This is a genomic window from Marinomonas dokdonensis (assembly GCF_052747885.1).
The window spans coordinates 494,986-516,055 of sequence record NZ_JBRAND010000002.1; the positions used below are offsets into that span (position 1 = coordinate 494,986).

At 45.9% G+C, this 21,070-nt stretch carries 20 protein-coding genes and 1 other RNA gene; 17 read left to right on the forward strand and 4 right to left on the reverse strand.

Annotated features, from left to right (window positions below):
* Nucleotides 1–10: 10 nt before the first annotated feature.
* Both asd and ACUM5Y_RS06825 read right to left on the reverse strand, forming a co-directional pair.
* Nucleotides 11–874 carry an archaetidylserine decarboxylase gene (gene asd, locus ACUM5Y_RS06820; RefSeq protein ID WP_445976125.1) on the reverse strand — a complete coding sequence of 288 codons (864 nt, stop codon included), beginning with the start codon at nucleotides 872–874 and terminating at the stop codon, nucleotides 11–13.
* Nucleotides 875–889: 15 nt separating this feature from the next.
* On the reverse strand, nucleotides 890–2,368 hold the full coding sequence (locus tag ACUM5Y_RS06825) for an HDOD domain-containing protein (protein ID WP_445976126.1): 1,479 nt from the start codon (nucleotides 2,366–2,368) through the stop codon (nucleotides 890–892).
* A gap of 116 nt (nucleotides 2,369–2,484) precedes the next feature.
* Between ACUM5Y_RS06825 and motA the strand changes: the two genes are divergently transcribed.
* Nucleotides 2,485–3,366 (forward strand): flagellar motor stator protein MotA, encoded by an 882-nt coding sequence (gene motA / locus ACUM5Y_RS06830; protein ID WP_445976127.1) that lies wholly within the window; start codon nucleotides 2,485–2,487, stop codon nucleotides 3,364–3,366.
* 12 nt (nucleotides 3,367–3,378) lie between these two features.
* The gene (locus ACUM5Y_RS06835; RefSeq protein WP_445976128.1) at nucleotides 3,379–4,293 is read left to right on the forward strand and encodes a flagellar motor protein MotB; all 915 of its coding nucleotides are present in this window, start codon (nucleotides 3,379–3,381) and stop codon (nucleotides 4,291–4,293) included.
* Here ACUM5Y_RS06835 and rsgA read toward each other — a convergent pair.
* A complete protein-coding gene (gene rsgA / locus ACUM5Y_RS06840) occupies nucleotides 4,290–5,324 on the reverse strand; it encodes a small ribosomal subunit biogenesis GTPase RsgA (RefSeq protein ID WP_445976129.1) in 1,035 nt (344 codons plus the stop codon). The two genes, ACUM5Y_RS06835 and rsgA, sit on opposite strands and share 4 nt — an antisense overlap.
* Nucleotides 5,325–5,399: 75 nt before the next feature.
* Here rsgA and orn point away from each other — a divergent pair, with 75 nt between their 5' ends.
* Entirely contained in the window at nucleotides 5,400–5,948 is a 549-nt protein-coding gene (gene orn / locus ACUM5Y_RS06845) for an oligoribonuclease (RefSeq protein WP_445976130.1), read from the forward strand.
* 72 nt (nucleotides 5,949–6,020) lie between these two features.
* Here the strand turns inward: orn and ACUM5Y_RS06850 are convergent, their stop codons facing one another.
* Entirely contained in the window at nucleotides 6,021–6,770 is a 750-nt protein-coding gene (locus ACUM5Y_RS06850) for a sulfite exporter TauE/SafE family protein (RefSeq protein ID WP_445976131.1), read from the reverse strand.
* Between the two features lie 139 nt (nucleotides 6,771–6,909).
* Here ACUM5Y_RS06850 and tsaE point away from each other — a divergent pair, with 139 nt between their 5' ends.
* The 14 genes from tsaE to rnpB all read left to right on the forward strand — a co-directional run bounded on the left by tsaE (nucleotide 6,910) and on the right by rnpB (nucleotide 21,013).
* A complete protein-coding gene (gene tsaE / locus ACUM5Y_RS06855; protein WP_445976132.1) occupies nucleotides 6,910–7,380 on the forward strand; it encodes a tRNA (adenosine(37)-N6)-threonylcarbamoyltransferase complex ATPase subunit type 1 TsaE in 471 nt (156 codons plus the stop codon).
* A gap of 86 nt (nucleotides 7,381–7,466) precedes the next feature.
* On the forward strand, nucleotides 7,467–8,795 hold the full coding sequence (locus ACUM5Y_RS06860; protein ID WP_445976133.1) for an N-acetylmuramoyl-L-alanine amidase: 1,329 nt from the start codon (nucleotides 7,467–7,469) through the stop codon (nucleotides 8,793–8,795).
* 48 nt (nucleotides 8,796–8,843) lie between these two features.
* Nucleotides 8,844–10,766: a DNA mismatch repair endonuclease MutL gene (gene mutL, locus ACUM5Y_RS06865; RefSeq protein WP_445976134.1), complete on the forward strand. Its 1,923-nt coding sequence runs from the start codon at nucleotides 8,844–8,846 to the stop codon at nucleotides 10,764–10,766.
* Nucleotide 10,767: 1 nt separating this feature from the next.
* Nucleotides 10,768–11,700, forward strand: a complete 933-nt coding sequence (miaA, locus tag ACUM5Y_RS06870) for a tRNA (adenosine(37)-N6)-dimethylallyltransferase MiaA (RefSeq protein ID WP_445976135.1) — start codon at nucleotides 10,768–10,770, stop codon at nucleotides 11,698–11,700.
* Between the two features lie 91 nt (nucleotides 11,701–11,791).
* Nucleotides 11,792–12,034 (forward strand): RNA chaperone Hfq, encoded by a 243-nt coding sequence (hfq, locus tag ACUM5Y_RS06875; protein ID WP_445976136.1) that lies wholly within the window; start codon nucleotides 11,792–11,794, stop codon nucleotides 12,032–12,034.
* 35 nt (nucleotides 12,035–12,069) lie between these two features.
* Nucleotides 12,070–13,359: a ribosome rescue GTPase HflX gene (gene hflX / locus ACUM5Y_RS06880; protein WP_445976137.1), complete on the forward strand. Its 1,290-nt coding sequence runs from the start codon at nucleotides 12,070–12,072 to the stop codon at nucleotides 13,357–13,359.
* 45 nt (nucleotides 13,360–13,404) lie between these two features.
* Nucleotides 13,405–14,652 carry an FtsH protease activity modulator HflK gene (gene hflK, locus ACUM5Y_RS06885; protein WP_445976138.1) on the forward strand — a complete coding sequence of 416 codons (1,248 nt, stop codon included), beginning with the start codon at nucleotides 13,405–13,407 and terminating at the stop codon, nucleotides 14,650–14,652.
* Nucleotides 14,652–15,521, forward strand: a complete 870-nt coding sequence (gene hflC, locus ACUM5Y_RS06890) for a protease modulator HflC (protein ID WP_445976139.1) — start codon at nucleotides 14,652–14,654, stop codon at nucleotides 15,519–15,521. Before hflK ends, hflC begins: the two co-directional genes overlap by 1 nt.
* Before the next feature lie 116 nt (nucleotides 15,522–15,637).
* Nucleotides 15,638–15,835 carry a DUF2065 domain-containing protein gene (locus tag ACUM5Y_RS06895; RefSeq protein ID WP_445976140.1) on the forward strand — a complete coding sequence of 66 codons (198 nt, stop codon included), beginning with the start codon at nucleotides 15,638–15,640 and terminating at the stop codon, nucleotides 15,833–15,835.
* 13 nt (nucleotides 15,836–15,848) lie between these two features.
* Nucleotides 15,849–17,024, forward strand: coding sequence for an ATP phosphoribosyltransferase regulatory subunit (locus ACUM5Y_RS06900; RefSeq protein ID WP_445976141.1), 1,176 nt, complete (start codon nucleotides 15,849–15,851; stop codon nucleotides 17,022–17,024).
* A gap of 34 nt (nucleotides 17,025–17,058) precedes the next feature.
* Nucleotides 17,059–18,360: an adenylosuccinate synthase gene (locus tag ACUM5Y_RS06905; protein WP_445976302.1), complete on the forward strand. Its 1,302-nt coding sequence runs from the start codon at nucleotides 17,059–17,061 to the stop codon at nucleotides 18,358–18,360.
* A gap of 215 nt (nucleotides 18,361–18,575) precedes the next feature.
* Nucleotides 18,576–19,274, forward strand: coding sequence for a response regulator transcription factor (locus tag ACUM5Y_RS06910; protein WP_445976142.1), 699 nt, complete (start codon nucleotides 18,576–18,578; stop codon nucleotides 19,272–19,274).
* Between the two features lie 5 nt (nucleotides 19,275–19,279).
* Nucleotides 19,280–20,593, forward strand: coding sequence for a sensor histidine kinase (locus ACUM5Y_RS06915; protein ID WP_445976143.1), 1,314 nt, complete (start codon nucleotides 19,280–19,282; stop codon nucleotides 20,591–20,593).
* A gap of 73 nt (nucleotides 20,594–20,666) precedes the next feature.
* Nucleotides 20,667–21,013: RNase P RNA component class A (gene rnpB / locus ACUM5Y_RS06920), an RNA gene on the forward strand.
* Nucleotides 21,014–21,070 lie beyond the last annotated feature (57 nt).

The window sequence follows — 21,070 nt, forward strand, 5'->3', positions numbered from 1 at the left end:
TTTAGAGGCGTTATGACTCTTTTTTGATAACACCAAACTCCATACCCATTTGGGTTGGTGTTTCGGCTTTAAGACTTTCTTGCCAAGCAATGGCGTCTTTGCCAAATAATACGATAGCCGTCGAGCCAAGCTTAAAGCGGCCCATTTCTTCGCCTTTTTTCAAGGTTATATCGCTAAGTGCCGCATAATCCCAAGTCACGACGTTCTTATTGAATGGGGTAACCTGTCCTGCCCAAACTGTTTCAATGCTGGCAACTATCATTGCGCCCACCAAAATTACCGCCATTGGTCCTGCTTCTGTTTCGAAAAGACAAACAGTGCGCTCATTGCGAGCAAATACATTAGGGATTTGTTCCGCTGTGACTTTATTGACCGAGAAAAGCTTACCAGGAACATGGATCATTTTGGTTAGCTTGCCTGTTAAAGGCATGTGAACTCGGTGGTAGTCTTTTGGTGATAAATAAACGGTGGCAAATGAGCCCCCAAGAAACTGGTCGGACAAAGATGCGTCGCCACCTAATAAGCTGGTAAGGCTGTAGGTATGGCCTTTAGCTTGAAAGAGCGTGCCGTGTTCAATGTCCCCTAATTGGCTAATCGCTCCGTCTGCCGGGCAGGCGATGGTGTTGTCGCCATCACAAATAGGGCGCAATTCAGGGCGAATGGCGCGAGTAAAAAAGTCGTTAAAGTTACGGTAGGAGAGTGGGTCGCTGTTCACAGCTTGCGACATGTCGACCTGATACTTTTTGACAAATTGGCTGATGAAGGTGTTTTTAACCCAGCTGTTTTCGCATTCCGCGACTCTGCCTGCTACCCGTGAAAGGGCTTTTTGCGGTGTGATGTGTTGTGCGAAGGCGAAAAGTTGATCTTTGGTCACTTGGATTTCCTGTTGTTATTGGTTAGCAGCGTGTTCGCTGATTAACGTTATGATCTGTTTAAGGTGTTGATAGTCTTTTGTGTTGAGCTGATGTTGAGTGTCCAGCCAAAACAGTAGGGTATCACCACGTTTTGTAGGGGCTGATGCCAGTATAGCATGGCTACTTAAATCTAATATTTGATGAGCATTTTCAGGCAGTCCAGCACGGATTTTTTGTAGCTTTTCGCCTGAAAGGTGGCTGGCAGAGCGTTGTGATTGTAGGCGCTTCATCACACTTGAAGGACTATTCCAGCGAATTTCTTTCAACCCTTTAATGTCGTGGCCAAACTGTAGCACAGGCTGAATTTTTTGGTTTTTCGAGATAAGTACCAATGCCCGCTCAGCATTAGGGATAAGTTGCTTGATTGTTTGTATTGCCAACTTCGCCTGCAGTTTACTGTCTGCAGGTGCTTTGTTCAGGCTAGCTTTAAACGCTTCTAAAGGGTTGCGCTTACGCTTGGGTGTTTTGGCGTTTTTTGCTGTATACAAATGAGGGTTCAGTAACCGCTGGGCAAGGGGGATCTTGGCGCCTAAATCATACAGTTTGGCGGCTTCCGTGCTGGCAAGGTGTGTACTGTGGATCGCCTTGCCCAGTTGCCAATGCATACAACTGGCGAGGACACGATAGTAAAAGGGTAAATTTCTAGAGTCCCAATCGACCAATGTGGCTTCAGCCGCGATTCTGCTGGCGCAAAACGATAGGGTAAATGGACTGTTAGTGAGCTGAATCAAGCGTCTATCGTCAGTGTGATTGGGTAATTCATCACCATGGTTGGCAAGATGCGCTAAGGCTTGTTGCTCTTTATGGCTCGGAATGTTCTGGGCTAAAAAGCACTGAATGATGGATTTAGGTGTATTCCAGTGACGGTAAAGGTGAGCGCTTAATTCGTCTAAACGGCAGCCTAAAATTTTGTTTTCCGCTTGTGCGAGGGACAAGCCATAGGACAATTGTTCATCCAAGGCCTGCATACGGTCTAACGCATAAAAGCGCATTAACCAACGAGCGGCATCTTTAAAGAAGGTGATCCAGAAGAAGTCTTCTTGCTGGTTGTTAAATTTTGCGCCAATCCAGTGTTTGGCAATGGCGGCGGCTTCGTAGCTGGTTTGAAACTCTTTTAACAGTGCCGCTCGACTGGGTGTTTTATCCATGGCAATCAGTGCCGAGAGTAGAGAAGCGGTTCTGTTTGCCCCCACCATAGAGGCAGCATGTGAAGGGGTTTTGATGTCATTGTCGGAATTGGACACCATACGATTGGCTTCGTTTATGATGGCTAGAGCTAAAAAAGGTTCTTGAGCAATGATCTGTTGGATATTGTCGACATTGTAGTCTTCTTCCATGTACAGGCGTCTTAGGTTGCGAAGACTACTTGCCCTAACTGGAAATTTTTGATTTTTAAGAAAAATTAGCCATTCATTAAGGCCAAAGGGTGACTTGTCTTTCATAGCTGAGTACATTAAAGCCTAGTTATGTATCTGTCTGATAAAACGAAAGCGCTCTGAGCTTCTTAAGTTTACTGATAATACTGTATATTGTTGGTTGAGCATACTTTGTTGGTGATAAGGAAAAAAATATGTTGGCGATCGTCGGTCTGTTAGTTGTAGTGGCAAGTGTCATCGTTGGCTATTTAGCCTCTCATGGTAACTTATTAACCCTATGGCAACCCTTCGAAGTACTGATTATCTGTGGCGCAGCATTAGGGGCTTTCATGGTGGCTAACCCCTTGACGGTGCAAAAAAAGACGTTGCGCTTATTGCCTCAAGTCATTAAGGGCAGTCATCACAACAAGGATTTCTACCTGCAGTTGCTAGGTTTGATGTATTGCTTGTTGCAAAAGAGTCGTCTGGAAGGCTTTTTGGCGATTGAAGATGACATAGAGTCGCCCCAGCAAAGTGAATTGTTCAATCGTTTTCCGAAAGTGTTGAAAGATCATGAAGTAGTGAATTTTTTAACAGATAACTATCGTATTTTTACCTTAACGGGCCTGCCAGCATACGAGATTGAAGCCATCATGGATAATGAGGTCGAGCAGATTGCTGAAGAGCTGATGGAGCCAAGTCATGCGCTTCATCGGGTGGCGGAAGGTCTACCGGGATTTGGTATCGTCGCCGCTGTTTTGGGTATCATCATTACCATGGGCTCTATCGGTGGTCCGTTAGAAGAAATTGGTACTCATATCGCCGCAGCGCTAGTGGGCACTTTTCTGGGGATCTTTTTTGCTTATGGTTTTGTGGGGCCAGTGTCTTCACACATGGACTCCTTAGGTACACATGAGCTAAAAGCCTACCTTTGTGTTAAAGCCTGCTTAAGTTCTGTAGTTTCTGGTTACTCACCTCCTATTGCCGTCGAGACAGGCCGTAAATTATTGCCTCCAGAAATGCGTCCTAGTTTTATCGACTTGTCGGTAGACCTGAAACAATATCGCGTGCAAAGCGCTGCAGCAGAAAGCGAATAGAAGGGTGACACTATGCCGATAGGATCACAAAATCTCGTTATCCGCAGGGTTAAGAAGGTTAAAAAGGGAGGTCATCACGGGGGCTCCTGGAAGATAGCGTTAGCCGATTTCGCTTTAGCTATGATGGCCTTCTTTCTAGTGTTGTGGGTGATGCAGGTGTCAACGCCACAGCAACTTAAATCAATTCAAGGTTATTTTAATGACCCCCTTGGCGTGGCGAACGCGGGCTTTAGTGCAAATCCTATTGATCTAGGAGGTAGCCCTGCCATGAGCACAGAAGAAAAATTAGACCTACAGTTACCAGACCCTGGCAGTGCAGATAACCAAGTGAAAGAGCGCCTAATGGGCAGTGATGCTCAGTCCCTACAGGCCATGAGTGGCATGATAGAAGAGCAGATGAAGAGCATAAATTTGCTGGTGTCGAAAGAGAATAACTTGCGGATTGATTTGACGCCTCAAGGGGTCAGAATCACCTTGGTGGATTCTCCAGATCAGCCTATGTTTGACTCCGGTAGTGCTGAGATGTTGCCCGATATTGTGAATATACTGCTGACTATGTCGCCTATTTTGGCTCAGGCAGGCAATCCAATCGCCATTGCTGGTCATACGGACTCAACCAGTTTTAGTAATCCGAATAGATTGGATAATTGGGATTTGTCTGCCCTTAGGGCGAACGCCACGCGACGCATTTTGGAAGAGGGTGGCGTGCTGAGATCCAAAATTGCTCAAGTGATGGGCTTGGCAGACACTGTGCCCTATAACCCTGTGGATCTTGAGGCCGCTGAAAATCGACGAGTAAGCATCACCTTGCTAACGGATGAGGCTTACCAAGCCATGTTAAGGCAGAATGTTCGTAACTTTGGCCCAACCACTGAAGAGCAGCAGCAAGTCAAAGATCTTGAACTTACCCCAGATACGGTGTTTTAAAAGGCATCGTTATCACGGATGGACTGTTTGATGCGCAAATAGCTCTCGAATCTATGGGGCGTTATCTGTCCCTTCTCCAAGGCTTCTAAAATGGCACAACCCGGTTCTTTTTCATGGGCACAATCTCGAAAACGACAATAGCCAATGTGTTCGCGAAACTCGATGAACCCAGACAATAGCTCGTCTTCAGAAATGTGCCATAGGCCAAATTCACGAATCCCAGGAGAGTCAATTAAGTCACCCCCTTTAGGCATATGAAATAGTCTTGCTGTCGTGGTGGTGTGAGTACCTTTTTTACGCTTTTGAGACAGTTCGCCAACGCTGATTTCAATATCAGGTAGCAAGGTGCCAATGAGGGAAGATTTCCCGACCCCAGATTGCCCCACCAATACACTGGTTTTGTTCTCCAAAAAACCATAAAGAGATTCCATGCCTGCCTGATTTTTAATGGAGGTACGGATGATGTGATAGCCCAAGTCTTGGTAGGTCTTGAGGAGTTCGTCTAATTGTTCTTTGTTGCTGTCATCGATTAGGTCACTTTTATTAAGCAGGATGACAGGGGGGATGCCCACGGTTTCTGCCGCAACAAGGTAACGGTCAATCAAATTGGCATGGGCGACAGGTTCCGCAGCAATGACCACCACTATGTGGTCGATGTTGGCGGCAACAGGCTTAAGTCGGCCATGCATATCGGGGCGAGACAGAATGGTGTGGCGCGGTGTGGTGGCAACCACAATACCGCCTTCATTCTGTTTTGGACGCCAAACAACTTTATCACCGGTGACTAGCTGGCCAAGGTTGGCTCTTAGATTACAGCGTGTGGCAACCCCCATATAAGGTTCTTGGGTGCCTTCAACTTCTACTTGAGTGCCGAAATGGGAAAGAATGATGCCTTCCGTTTCTGGGCCAAGATCGGAAGACTGAAGTACTTCTTCTGCTCGGTTGGCCCTTTTTTGGGTACGTTCAACGCGTTCTTTTTGAATGCGTTCAATACGCCAAGTTTGCTGTTTTGTGAGTTTTCTTTTCGACATTCGATTCGGCTAGTCATATAGTTAGGCGCATAGAGTATAATGCTTGGCAACGATAATAAAGGATTTGGCGGTTTTATGAGCTTTAGTGATGAAAATTTAGTTTGGATTGATCTAGAAATGACCGGTTTAGACCCAGATCAGAACACAATTATTGAAATTGCGACTGTGGTCACGGACAAGCATTTGAATGTTTTGGCAAAAGGTCCGAATTTAGCCATACATCAATCTAAAGTCGTCATGGATGGCATGGATGAATGGTGTACCCAGCACCATGGTGATTCTGGGTTAACTCAAAGAGTATTAGACTCAAAGATTTCAATGGCTCAAGCCGAAAGCGAGACCATTGAATTTTTAAAGCAGTATGTGTCTGCAGGCGCTTCACCGATTTGTGGTAACAGTGTGGGCCAGGATCGTCGTTTCTTGTACCAATACATGCCAGCGTTAGAGGCATTCTTTCACTATCGCTACATTGATGTGAGCACTATTAAAGAGCTTGCTAAGCGTTGGAAGCCAGAAGCGCTTGATGGCTTTGTGAAACAGGGTTCGCACTTAGCGCTGGATGATATTATGGAATCTATCGGCGAGCTTCAGCATTACCGCAAAACCATGTTTGGCATGGGTTAACGGTTTGGTGTGAGTTAACCGATTACTTGTTGGTTTATGAAAGCTCGATAGCTTAGCTGTTATCGAGCTTTTTTATAGCAGGGCGCTGACCCCATCCCAGATGAGCTTAAGTCCGGTCATAAATAAGAAGCAATACACCACTTTGAAAAATAGCTCGCTGGACAGGCGATAATGAAGCCAAGCGCCTATTTGTACTCCTATATAGGCCAACGGAATAAAACCCAAAGAGAGTAGAATATTGCTCATGTTTAGCTGCCCCAGTAGTCCATATGGGATTAGCTTTACATAGTTGATGACGGCGAACGACATAGCAGCGGTCGCCACATACTGAGTTTTATCTAAATTCGCGCGTAATAGATAAACACTCATTGGCGGTCCGCCAGCATGGGCAATAAAACTAGTGAAGCCTGCTAGGGCACACCAGAATTTGCCAAAAATAGGCTTAAGGGGAGGGCGTTGCTGAGCGCCTTTTTTGCCAGGCCAAGCATTGATGGTAAAACCAACAGCGATTAGGCCAACCATAATGCGCATCCAATCAGCAGAAAACCATGAGGCGCTGAGTGACCCGATAATGATGCCAATAATGGCGGCGGGCACGCATTTCATCAATTGTTCGGGGTGCCATTTTCGCCAGAACTTCTGCACAGCAAAAATGTCCATAACACACAAAATAGGCAACATGATGGCGGCGGCCATAGTCGGGGAGACTTGTAAGGAAATTAAAGGTACAGCGGCAATGCCAAATGCCCCAGAAAAGCCACCTTTCGAAATGCCTGTAATGAGTACGGCGACGGCGATTAAAAATATTAAATACCAATCCATGTGTGTGATCTGCCCGTAAAGAAAAATAATTCGCTAACTGCTTGCTTTATAACTTCGAGCATAACTTGTTTCGTTCGGTGGTTGTAATAGAATTGAATAAATTTTTAGCTAGATAAAGTGTTAGATAGGAAACCGCTAAATGGTCATAGAAAAAGATATATACGGTGAAGAGGCGATGGAGCAATTGGGCGCTCTGTTGGCCCCAGCGCTAGAGCAAGGTGGCGTCGTGCACCTTGAGGGTAATTTGGGGATGGGGAAAACGACCCTAGTGCGCGGCATTTTGCGTGGTTTGGATTACATGGGGCCAGTGAAGAGTCCTACTTATACCTTGGTTGAGCCCTATGACGGGAAAGGCTTGGAAATTTTTCACTTTGACTTGTATCGAGTGGGCGACCCTGAAGAATTGGAATATATGGGGGTTCGAGACTACTTCCATGACAAGAGTTTATGTTTGATTGAGTGGGCGGAAATGGGCACGGGTATTCTACCTCAGGAAGATATTGTCATACATTTGGACTTGATTCGTAATGGCCGTAAAGTTGTGATCATGGCCAACAGTGAGCGTGGTCGTCAGGCCATAGCAAGTTGGTCGCAAACTTTGACCGTATGATCTAACTAAGACTTTACGAGAAGTAGCATTGAGATCAGTTTGATCAGCAGTTATAGTGTGACAGATATACTAGCTAGCTGTCTGATATGCATACTAAAATTTACTCATATTTGTATTTTACACTCGCACTTTTCCTGACCAGTGTGTCAATGACGGCTAACGCTGTCGAAGTGCAAGATGTTCGTGTCGCACAACAAGAAGGTGTGACACGCTTGGTCTTTGAGCTTTCTCAAGCATCAAATCATCGTTTATTTCCTTTATCCAATCCAGACCGAGTGGTACTGGACATCACAGGCGCTGACTTAAAACAAGACATTGGGGCTAAGCTTGAAGGGCTAAGCTCTGATGTGCTGATACGTGTGCGCTCTGCAAAACGGGATAACGGCACCCGTTTCGTACTCGACCTCAAACAATCTGTTAGAGCAAAAAGCACAGAACTTGCTGCTAATGGTACCTATGGCCCACGCATATTAATCGAACTTGAGTACGGTGTTCAAAAGAGCGCTACCGTGGTGAAAAGCTTAGATTCTCTCGCCGGTAAAAAACGCGACATAGTGATTGCGGTTGACCCAGGCCATGGGGGCAAAGATCCGGGCGCCTTGGGTAAATTCAACGTTCGGGAAAAAGATATTGTCCTGTCGATTGGTAAAGAGTTAGCCAATAGGATTAATGCCATTGATGGTTTTAAAGCCGTTATGACCCGCTCTACGGACAAATATCTTAAATTACGGGAACGTTCTCTGGTGGCCCGTTCTGCCAATGCAGATTTAATGATTTCCATTCATGCGGATGCCTTTACGAAATCGAGTGCTCGTGGTGCTTCCGTGTGGGCGCTGTCCCTTAGTGGTAAAAGTTCCGAGATGGGGCGTTGGTTAGCCCAACAAGAAAGCTCTGCTGATCTAGTGGGCGGGATTTCCCTTGACGATAAAGACCAGCTGCTCGCAGAAGTGCTATTGGATATGTCCATGAACTCAACCATCCAGATGAGCTTGAACATTGGTAAAAGTGTTTTGGGTGAAATGAAGGGGGTTGCTCACCTGCACAAAAATACCGTGCAACAGGCGGGTTTCGTGGTGCTTAAATCTCCAGATATACCTTCCATCTTGATCGAAACTGGCTTTGTTTCAAATGCCACAGAAGCGAAGAATCTATCCAGCCGCACTTATCGCGTGAAGCTGGCACGATCCATCGCCGATGGTGTGGTGGATTATTACAACCAGAACCCTCCTGACGGTACCCTGATCGCTTGGAAGAAAAATGAGCAAGAAGACTATGTATATGTGGTCAGCAAAGGGGATACCTTGTCAGAAATTGCTCGTCGTAATCAGGTCACTGTTGCCAAGTTGCGTCAGGTTAACTCTCTCAAAAATGATGCGATCTGGATCGGACAGAAATTAACTATTCCTGCCAGCTAAGGCCTTGTCCCTTGGTGGCGGCAATAGTACTTATTCAAAAGGTTATTGATGCAACGAATTAACTTATTATCACCGCGCTTGGCCAACCAAATTGCCGCCGGCGAGGTGGTTGAAAGACCCGCTTCTGTGGTCAAAGAATTACTGGAAAATAGCTTAGATGCTGGTGCCACTCAACTAGACGTGGATGTCGAGCAAGGCGGCGTAAGGCGTATCAAAATACGCGATAACGGCAAAGGCATAGTTAAAGACGATTTGCCGTTGGCGTTGAGCCGTCATGCGACCAGTAAAATCATAACTCTGGATGACCTTGAGGCGGTTTGCACCCTAGGCTTTCGTGGTGAGGCTTTGGCCAGTATCAGTTCGGTTTCGCGCATGCACCTTACGTCTCAGGCGCAAGGGGAGCAAGAGGCGTGGCGAGCGGAAGCAGAAGGCAAAGATATGGCGACCTCCATTCGGCCTGCTTCTCACCCGCAGGGTACTACGATTGATGTGCGGGATTTATTTTTTAATACTCCGGCCCGCCGTAAGTTTCTTCGAACCGAAAAAACTGAGTTCACCCACCTAGAAGAAGTAGTAAAGCGACTAGCACTAAGTCGTTATGATGTGGGTTTTCGTTTAAGTCACAATAGTAAGCAGGTTTATGATCTTCGTCCCGTCACGGATCAATTGCATGCAGAGCATAGATTAGCCACCCTGTTGGGTAAGAAGTTTATTGAAAACTCCCTTACTCTCGATGTCGAAGCTGCAGGTTTACGTCTGTGGGGGTGGATAGGTCTGCCTACTTTTTCACGATCTCAGGCGGACTTACAGTACTTCTTCGTAAACGGTCGTGTCGTGAAAGATAAGCTGGTGGCTCACGCGGTTCGCCAAGCCTACCGTGATGTTTTATATAACGGTCGACACCCAACTTTTGTGCTTTACCTAGAGTTAGATCCAGCGACGGTGGATGTGAACGTTCACCCGACCAAGCATGAAGTACGCTTTCGAGATGGTCGCTTAGTGCATGATTTCTTGTTTAGCAAAATACACAAGGCTATCGCAGATGTACGCCCGGATGCAGAAGCTGCTCCCACGGGTCTGCATGAAACGGCAATGCCTGAGCAAGAAGCCATAACTCAACAATCTCCTTTGCCACTGTCGGCTCAACGTCCAACGGACTCATCTTGGATGTCTAATCGGGCGGAATCTTATCGTGGTGACAATGTTTCTAGTCAGCAGGTACGTGGGCAATTGGAAGGGATGCAGTCTCTTTCAAATTACGCTGAACAGTTTAGCCAGCAACAGGAAGAAATAAACCCTGAAACAGGGGAGATCATCACCCGCTCGCTCAATGTTGCCTCGCCAAACCTACTTCAGCAGGTGAGCGAAGGAGAAGGCTATCAAACGGTTCCTCCTTTAGGGTTTGCGATTGCGCAATTACACGGCGTTTATATATTAAGTGAAAGCGAGCAGGGGCTTATTCTAGTGGATATGCATGCAGCCCATGAACGCATTGTTTATGAGCGCATGAAAACAGCCTTTTATCAGAAAAACATTGCCTCGCAACCCCTACTGGTGCCGATTAATGTTTCTGTCTCCCAAAGTGAAGCAGACTTGGTGGAGGAGAATAGCGAGGTCTTCGCGTCTTTCGGATTTAAGGTCGAAAGAACTGGGCTAGAAAGTGTCATGGTGCGTGAGGTGCCTATCATACTGATCCGCAGTGATACCGAGAGTTTGGTGCGGGATGTGATTAGCGATCTGGCAACCAATGGTATTTCGGATATTATGGAAGCCAGAGCCAATGAGTTAATGGCTACCATGGCCTGTCATGGGGCTGTGCGTGCTAACCGTAAATTGACGATCACTGAAATGAACAGTTTGCTGCGAGACATGGAAGTAACCGAGCGCAGCGGCCAGTGTAATCATGGTCGACCAACTTGGACGCAAATGACCATGTCGGACTTAGATAAATTATTCTTGCGAGGGCGTTAAGATGACCAAGCCAAAAGTAGTTTGTTTGATGGGGCCAACGGCGTCAGGAAAAACAGGCTTGGCCGTTGAGCTGGCGGAAAATCATAACTTTGAAATTATCAGTGTTGATTCAGCGTTGGTGTATAAAGGTATGGACATAGGTACGGCAAAGCCAGATGCAGCGCTTTTGGCCAGAGCACCACACCGACTTATTGATATCATTGACCCTTTAGAAGCTTATTCGGCAGCGGATTTCGTCACGGACACTTTAGAGCATGTTGCGCAGATTCAAGCTCAAGGCAAAACGCCTTTATTGGTGGGCGGCACCATGATGTATTTTAATGCGCTGCAAAAAGGCTTGGCGCAAATGCCCAATGCCGACCAAACTATTCGAGCGCAAATCGAAGATGAAGCTGCTCAGCATGGTTGGCCTTGGTTGCATGGGCAATTGCAAAAAATTGACCCGCAAGCGGCTGAACGAATCCACCCTAATGACCCGCAAAGGTTACAACGCGCGTTAGAGGTTTATCGCTTAACAGGCAAAACCATGACCCAGTGGTGGGCAGAGCAGGGCGAAGTTTCTTTGCCTTTTTATATGGTCAACTTGGCCGTCATGCCAAAGGAACGCAGTGTTTTGCATCAGCGAATTGAACAGCGTTTTAACGAAATGATGGAGCAAGGCTTTTTAGCGGAAGTGGAAGGGCTTTATCAACGAGGCGACCTTAATGGGGAGATGCCCTCAATGCGTTGTGTGGGCTATCGGCAGTTATGGCAGTATTTAGACGGTAAAGATCCCTTAGAAGATGCTATTTTTAAAGGTGTTGTCGCCACCCGTCAGCTAGCTAAACGTCAGTTGACCTGGCTGCGAGGTTGGGAAGATTTGAGAATATTTGATAGTTTGTCACAAGATCTTGTACCAGAGGCCTTGAATTATATAGAAAGCAGAATTATATAAGGGGAAATGGAACAAAACTTGGTGTATCATCTACGGTATTGTTTTACCACGATTTATAAAAAATTATTTACACTCAATTAAGGAGATACCAATGTCAAAAGGGCAATCATTACAAGACCCTTATCTAAACGTGCTACGCAAGGAAAGAGTTCCTGTTTCTATCTTCCTAGTGAATGGCATCAAGTTACAAGGGCAAATCGAGTCGTTTGACCAGTTCGTGATTTTGTTGAAAAACACAGTGAGTCAAATGGTTTATAAACATGCCATTTCAACGGTTGTGCCTTCTCGCACTATCCGTATACCAACTGATTTGCCAGAAGATGCCGCAGAATAGTTTGGCTTTGAAAGGGCAAACAGAGGAATTTAATATTGTTTTTTGAACGCCCTGAAAGTGGTGAAGTTGCTGTACTGGTCCATATAAACTTCAATGATCAAAGTGTTAATTATGGACCAGAAGAATTTGTAGAGCTCGCCATCTCAGCTGGTGCTGATCCTGTTGCTGTTATTACAGGGTCTCGCCAGCGAGCTGATTCTCGTTACTTTGTTGGTACGGGTAAGCTCGATGAAATTAAAGAAATTGTAGATCGAGAAGAAGCACAAGTTGTTCTCTTTGACCATGCCTTATCTCCTTCCCAAGAGCGTAACCTAGAAAGCTTCCTGCAATGTCGTGTACTTGACCGTACCGGTTTGATCCTAGATATCTTTGCACAACGTGCACGTACCCATGAGGGTAAATTGCAGGTCGAATTGGCTCAGTTGCAGCATATGTCGACACGATTGATCCGAGGCTGGACACACTTGGAGCGCCAGAAAGGTGGTATTGGTATGCGTGGGCCGGGTGAAACCCAGCTTGAGACTGACCGCCGTTTATTGCGTGAGCGAATTAAATCGATCCAGCGTCGTCTAGACAAGGTGAATACCCAGCGTGATCAAAGCCGACGTTCCCGTTCGCGCTCAGATATGCCAACAGTGTCTTTAGTTGGTTATACCAATGCGGGGAAATCGACCTTGTTCAATCGTGCCACGGGTGCGGATGTGTATGCAGCGGATCAGTTGTTCGCTACCTTGGATCCAACCCTTAGACGTTTGGATATTGAGCAAATTGGTACTATCGTGCTAGCGGATACAGTAGGTTTTATTCGCCAATTGCCTCACCGTCTAATCAAGGCCTTCCAGGCGACTCTTAAAGAGTCTTCTGAGGCGGACTTATTGTTACATGTGGTAGATGCGGCAGATATTTCCCGTGATGAAAACATCAGTCATGTGGAGTCTGTGCTAGAAGAGATTGGCGCGGAAGATGTGCCAGTCTTAAAAGTGTTTAATAAAATTGATGCTTTGCCAACTGGCGAAGCAAGAATTGATCGTGATGCAGACGGTGTGCCCTATAGAGTTTGGCTTTCTGCCCGTGATGGAGTAGGAATTGATTTACTTCAACAGGCCATAGCTGAACTTTTGGGGCAAGATGTGATCAATGAAACTCTATACTTGCCAACCGAGTGTGGTCGCTTGCGAGCCATGTTGTTTGAGCAAGGCGCTGTGCGTTCTGAATCCTTCGATGATGCAGGGCGTTCTGTGCTAGAGGTAAGGTTGCCGAAAAAAGATTATTTACAAATTTTGGCGCGCGCTGGTATGTCGGAAAGTCAGATTGAAGCGGCTTAAATATTTACTCACAGATTTATCATTAAAATAAAGTGGAGATGTAGTATGGCCTGGAATGAACCGGGTAATAACGACAACGACCCTTGGAATCCTGACAAAAAACGTGATACGGGTGCTCAGCGTCCGGATGACGGTCGTGAAAAAGATTCCAATAACAGTGACCCGTGGGGGCGTAAACCTGGTGGTAAAGAACAAGGACCACCAGATTTAGATGAAGCCTTTAAAAAGTTAATGGACATGCTGGGTGTTAAGAAAACCCGTAAAAGCGGCGGTTCAGGCGGTGATTCAGGTTTTTCTGGAAAAATGGGTAGTGGTCTAATTGCCATCCTGTTAATTGCACTGATCGCTCTTTGGGCTGCAACAGGTGTGTATCAGGTTGACCAACAAGAGCGTGGTGTTGTGTTGCGTCTTGGTAAATATCACTCAACTGTGATGCCGGGTCTGCACTGGAATCCTCCGATGATAGACACCGTGAGCAAGGTAAACGTCACCAAAGTTCGTTCCCATGATCACAAAGCGCTTATGTTGACCCTAGACGATGCCATTGTTGAAGTGGGTGTTTCGGTTCAATACTCTGTTGAGAATCCTAAAGATTTCTTGATCAATGTTCGTGAACCAGAAGAGTCTTTGGCTCAGGTTACGGAAAGTGCCTTGCGTCATGTGGTGGGTAGCTCGGAAATGGACCAAATCCTAACGGAAGGTCGTGAGCTATTGGCTGAAGAAGTGAAAGCGCGTATTCAAGACTACAGCAGTGCTTATGGAACGGGTTTATTGATCTCTAAGGTCAACGTTGAAAACACTCAAGCACCGACTCAAGTACAAGAAGCGTTTGATGACGTAATCAAGGCGAAAGAGGATGAGTTGCGAGTTCGTAACGAAGCTGAATCTTACGCTAACGGCATTATTCCTGAAGCTCGTGGTCGTGCTCAACGTATTCGTGAAGAAGCGGAAGCTTATCGTTCTGAGATCGTGGCGCGTGCCAGTGGTCAAGCGGATCGTTTTGATCGCTTATACCGTGAGTATGCGAAAGCCCCTGAGGTCACTCGTCGTCGTCTTTACATAGAAACGATGGAGTCTGTATACAAGAGCGCTAGTAAAGTGGTCGTGGATACAGAAGGTGGAAATAACATGATGTACTTGCCGTTGGATCAATTGATGAAGCAAAACGCAGCAAACAGCGCTTTGTCGTCTAATACCCTAGATTCTGCAAACATCAATGCGTTAACAGATCAGGTAATTAGTGAATTGCGTAAGCGTCAAACATCTACGGTTAGACGAGAGGGGAGAAACTAATGAAAGGTTTATCTTTTGCGGTTTTATTTGCTCTTTTAGTGGGTGTATTGGTCGCGTCACAAACTTTGTATGTGGTGAAAGAAACTGAACGTGCCGTTGTGCTTAAGTTTGGTGAGATCGTTGAAGCGGATGTGCAACCTGGTATCCACTTCAAACTGCCTGTCATGAACGAAGTGAAGAAATTCGATGCGCGAATTTTGACCATGGACTCTCGTCCACAGCGTTACCTAACACAAGAGAAAAAAGCGGTTATCGTTGATTCTTACGTGAAATGGAAAATTGACTCTGTAGATAAGTTCTATCAAGCGACTTCAGGTGACGAAATCGTTGCCAATCGTGTCTTGTCTTCTCGTGTTGATACGGGCCTACGTAACCAGTTTGGTGAGCGTAGCATGCACGAAGTTGTGTCAGGTGAGCGTGATACGCTAATGACAGAGCTACGTGACGATCTAAACGAAGTGGCGAAAGCGGAACTGGGTATCACCATTGTTGATATTCGAGTCAAGCGTATCGATCTACCACCTGATGTTAGTGAATCTGTTTACCAGCGTATGCGTACGGAACGTGAGCGTGAGGCGCGTGAGCACAGATCGAAAGGTCTGGAATTGGCCGAAGGTATCCGTGCCGATGCTGACCGTCAGCAAGTTGTATTAGAAGCGGAAGCTCAACGTGATGCGGAAATGATCCGTGGTGACGGTGATGCGCAAGCTGCAGCTATTTACTCAAATGTTTACACACAAGACCCAGAATTCTACGAGTTTTACCGTAGTCTACAGGCTTACCGTGCAAGCTTTGAAGGTAATAACGACTTGTTCGTGCTGAAGCCTGATAACGAATTCTTCAAGTATTTGAATGGCGCAGCTCAATAGGTGAATTATTCAAGTAATAATCCTTGTTGAGGCCTATTTGTTAAAATAGGAAACATGCTATTATTACGCAAACCGGGCTAGGCCCGGTTTTTTAATGGTCAAAACAAAGAGAGTTTATGCAAGATTTGTTGCAGGCGCTGTTGGTTGGTGTCAGCCTTTTATTGATCGCTGAGGGTATTTTGCCTTTTTTGGCTCCAGAATTTTGGAGAAAAATTATGCTAAGTGCCGTGGCAAGTTCTACGACGAATTTGCGCATCCTCGGGCTGGTTAGTATGTGTCTTGGTTTATTGCTCCTTATGTTGACTCGAAGTTAAGAGGATAGATTTAATGACATTAGCAGATCGTTGGCTGCTTCCCGAAGGTGTAGATGAAGCGTTGCCATTACAGGCCGCGAAGATCGAGCACCTAAGAAGAACCCTGCTGAACCTCCATGAAAGTTGGGGCTACCAACTTGTAATTCCTCCTCTCCTAGAATACTTAGACTCGCTGCTAACAGGCGCGGGATCAGATCTAGAAATTGAAACCTTTAAAGTAATTGATCAGTTGTCTGGTCGCCTTATGGGAATACGTGCAGATTTTACATCTCAAGTTGCGCGTATTGATGCCCATTGCCTTAAAGATGAGGGTGTTCAACGTTTAAGTTATTGCGGTAGCGTATTAAGAACCATGCCGACGGGCCTAGATGGCAGTCGTTGTCCAATTCAGCTAGGGGCTGAAATTTACGGACATGGTGGTGTGGAAAGTGATATTGAGGTGTTGTCCTTAATGTTACAGACACTATCCGTAGCGGGTTTGAAAAACCTAGTTTTAGATTTAGGCCATGTAGACATAGTGAGCGGCATTTTATCCGCTTGTCAGCTTGAAGAAGAACAGCAAAGTAAATTGATTGAGCTTTATAAAGCCAAAGATTTACCTGAGCTTGATCGTTATGTTGAATCCCTTGATCTTGTTGCTAAGCAAAAAGAATGGCTAGTCACCTTGCCACGTTTATGTGGCGGCACAGAAGTCTTGCAACGCGCTGAAACATTGTTTGCGGGTGTGAGTGATTCCATTGCTCAAGCCTTGGCCTTGCTGTCACAAGTAAGTGAAGCGGTAACTAAACGTTTTCCAGATGTTGGCTTGCACTTTGACCTGAGTGATTTGGTTTCTTATAGCTATCACACTGGGCTTGTTTTTGCGGCCTATTTACCTGCCCATGGCAATGCCATTGCACGAGGCGGTCGCTACAACAATATCGGACAAGTGTTTGGTCGTTCTCGACCAGCAACAGGATTTAGTACGGATGTAAAAGCGCTAGTAGGTTTGGTAGACGTTTCTGTCGAACAAGCCAGCACCGTATTGGCACCAGTTTGTTCTTCTGCTGAACTATGGCAAAAAGTTAATGAGTTAAGGTCTGAAGGCTATCGTGTGATTGAAGCTTTAGATGATAGCGAATTAGCGTGCGCCGATTTTACGTTGGAATTGAGTGGCCAAACTTGGCAGCTTGTTCCAGTTAAAAATTAAACTATTTAGAACCATTAGAATGAGACCTGAAACTATGGGTAAGAACGTTGTTATTCTCGGCACTCAATGGGGTGATGAAGGTAAAGGTAAGGTTGTAGACCTGCTAACAGAAGACGTAGCGGCGGTTGTTCGCTTCCAAGGTGGCCACAATGCTGGTCACACCTTGGTAATTGACGGTAAAAAAACCGTTCTACACCTAATTCCTTCTGGTATTTTGCGTGAAGGTGTTCAATGTGTCATTGGTAATGGCGTTGTATTATCGCCAGCAGCCTTGAAAAAAGAAGTTTCTGAGCTTCTTGAGCAAGGTGTGCCAGCGGTTGATCGCTTGAAAATCAGTGCTGCTTGTCCGCTTATCCTGCCTTACCACATCGCGATGGACCAAGCCCGTGAATTGGCGAAAGGCGAGAAGAAAATCGGCACCACAGGTCGTGGTATCGGGCCAGCTTATGAAGACAAAGTTGCACGCCGCGCGATTCGTGTGGGTGACCTGCTTGATTCTGAGCGCTTTGCTGCCAAGCTTAAAGAAGTACTTGAGTACTACAACTTCGTACTAACCAATTACCACAAAGTTGAGCCAATTTCCTTCGAAGAAGTGTACGCTGAAGGTCTTGCAATGGCTGAATTCTTACGCCCAATGGTTGCCGACACCATCACTTTGTTGCATGACTTGCGCAAAGCTGGCGCAAACATCATGTTTGAAGGTGCCCAAGGTTCATTGTTAGATGTAGACCACGGTACTTACCCATACGTAACTTCTTCTAATACGACGGCTGGCGGTGCGCCTGCGGGTACGGGTTTTGGTCCTTTGTACCTAGATTATGTACTAGGTATCACTAAGGCTTACACTACACGTGTTGGTTCTGGTCCTTTCCCAACGGAATTGTTCGACGAAGACGGTGAGCGTCTTGGTACTCGTGGCCATGAGTTTGGTGCGACGACAGGTCGTTCACGCCGTTGTGGTTGGTTTGATGCAGTGGCATTGCGTCATGCGGTTCAAATCAACTCTGTCTCTGGCATGTGTTTGACAAAACTTGATGTACTAGACGGTTCTTCTGTCATCAAGGTTTGTGTGTCTTACACAGACGAAGCGGGTAACCCTGTTGCTGGTTCTCTAGTGGACAGCGAAGGCTACGAAAAAGCTCAGCCAGTTTATGTAGAAATGCCAGGTTGGAGTGAGTCGACAGTGGGAGCAGAAAGCTTTGAAGCATTGCCTAAAAATGCTCAAGACTACATTCGCTTCCTAGAAGAGCAGGTTGGTGTGCCAGTAGATATTATCTCTACAGGTCCTGATCGTAACGAAACAATTGTTATCCGCGACCCTTTCAAGCAAGCGTAATAACAATGTTTTCCCTAAAAGCCGCTTTATAAGCGGCTTTTTTATTGCTGCAAATAAGTAAATGGGCACTTAATTCCTCGCATAGGTTTGTAAATAAGAAAGTTTGTAAATAGATTGAAAAGTGAGGATAGGGTTTTTTATCGGTTAGGGTAATATTTACAATTATGATTTCAGCTCAGGCTGAAGTGACTCAGTAAATTGATTGGGAAGAAAATATGGTTAAGTTATTGCTTGCAGATGATGATGCGCGTTTATCAGATTTGATTAAAGATTATTTTGTCGGTGAAGGCTACGAAGTGTCTCATGCTTGGAATGGTCGAGAAGCTTTGGCGTTGATGGCTCAAGACACACCAGATATTGTTATTCTCGATGTCATGATGCCTGAGCTGGATGGCTTTGAAACTCTAAAGCAAATCCGTAATAAAAGCTCCTTGCCTGTCATTATGTTGACCGCAAAAGGCGACGATATTGACCGCATTCTTGGTTTGGAAATGGGGGCGGATGACTACCTATCTAAGCCTTTTAATCCGCGCGAACTTTTGGCGCGAATTAAAGCTATCCTACGCCGTGCTAGCCAAGAAAAAGAAGGGGACTCAACCGCAGACTTAGAGTTGTCTGGTGTTCTGTTACGTCGTAAAAATCGTACTGTTTTCTTGGAAGGCGAACCCGTTGAATTGACCAGTTCCGAGTACACCTTGCTAGAGTGTATGATGATGGTGCCGGGGCAAGTGTTGACCAAACAAGAGTTATCCGAAAAAGCCCTAGGCCGTAAACTCACCATGTATGATCGCAGCTTGGACATGCACATTAGTAATCTACGTAAGAAAATTGGTAACCTTGATAATTCTGAACCAAGAATTAAAACGGTTCGTGGTGTAGGTTATATTTTTGTGGCGGATGAAGAAGGCCTTTAAGTTTTATGAAAAACACTTTTCTGCGCGTTTTCCTGGTAGTGCTTTTATCTAATATTGTGGTAGTAAGTTTAGGTCTAGGTACTGTTCAATTTGTGCAGAATCGTAATCAAGTCTCCGCGGATTTGCTGGGCGATGTTGGTGTGCAATTAGTTGCAGGCTATGAAAAGTTTGGCAAAGAGTATTTGGTTAAAGAGGCAAAAAAGGCAGAGCAAAAATTGATGGGGGTTATTTACCTTTATCGCGAAAATGGTCTGCCTTTGCTTAATCCGCTGCCACGTAATTTTCGTGAGCAAAACTCTTCAGGTATTAATCAGTCTGGCCGACCGGCCGCTGAGTTTCTCCATAGCCAATTCATTCAAGTGATTGGTGCGGACAACGTTCAATATTTACTTATCTTTAAACCGCACCCAAAACTTGAGGTGTTAGCGCCAGAATATTTCATTGCATTGCTTTTGCTTGGCCTATTGGTGTCCAGTGCCATTCTGGCCTACTGGTTGTTAGGACCATTGTTAAAACTTCAAAAAGTTGCAAGAGCCTTTGGTGGTGGCGATATGTCTGTCAGGGTAGAACCAAAACTGGCGAGACGACGAGATGCCATTGGTAAGCTCGGCCATGAGTTTAATGAAATGGCGGTGCGCATAGAGAATTTACTGTCTTCAAAAGAGCGCTTAATGCGGGATGTTTCCCATGAGCTTAGAACTCCGTTAGCGCGTATAGAAGTGGCGCTCACCATCGCCGAAGATAAATACGGGGTAGAGGTTCAAAAAAACTACCTAAATCGTATTCGCACGGAACTCCATGAGCTTGATGAGTTGATCGGACAAGTATTGACTTTAAGTCGCTTGGAAGAAGCTTCCCTGAAAAAGGAAAAAGTCGATCTCCATGAGTGGCTGGATGAAATTGTCGATGATGTGAATTTTGAGAGCCAGCTCAAAGGCGTGTCTGTCGAGAAAGTTGGAAGCTTGCCAAAAGAAATTTATGGGGATCCTTTGCAGCTTCGCCATGCCATCGAAAACATTTTGCGTAATGCTTGCTGTTATGCCGAAAGTGGTGGTCATGTGGAAGTAGCGACCAGTGAATCCCAGGGGAATGTGTTAATTCACGTGCGAGATAATGGTCCGGGTGTCCCTGAAGATAAGCTGGAAAAAATCTTCCATGCTTTTTATCGTGCCTCCGATGCCCGGGAAGGCGGTCAAGGTGGTTTCGGTGTCGGATTGACCATAGCTCAGCGTATTATCCGCGCCCATAATGGTTTTATTACTGCCAAAAACCGCCCTGAAGGTGGGTTGGAGGTGTGTTTCAGGTTGCCTCTTTTTTAGTTCTGGCTTACTAATTGGAAGATCCTCAGAAAAGGCTTGTCATTCTGCCTTGGGAAACGTACTATGCTCGCCGCAAGTTGGCTAGGCAGTCGCCGCCTCGTAAGAGGGGGAGGAAAGTCCGGGCTTCGCAGGGTAAAGTGCCAGGTAATTCCTGGGGGGCGTGAGCCTACGGAAAGTGCAGCAGAAAATAAACCGCCTAAGCAGTTTACTGCCGGTAAGGTTGAAATGGTGCGGTAAGAGCGCACCGCGCGACTGGTAACAGTTCGTGGCAAGGTAAACCCCACTTGAAGCAAGACCAAATAGGAACTCTTTGGCGTGACCCGCGCTGAGTTCGGGTAGGTTGCTAGAGACGTGCAGTGATGTACGGATTAGATGAATGACTGTCCACGACAGAACCCGGCTTATCGGCCAACTTGCAAACTATTTTTCCTTGTTTGTCAATGAGTTACGACCTTTTTAATAAGGTTTACGCTTATA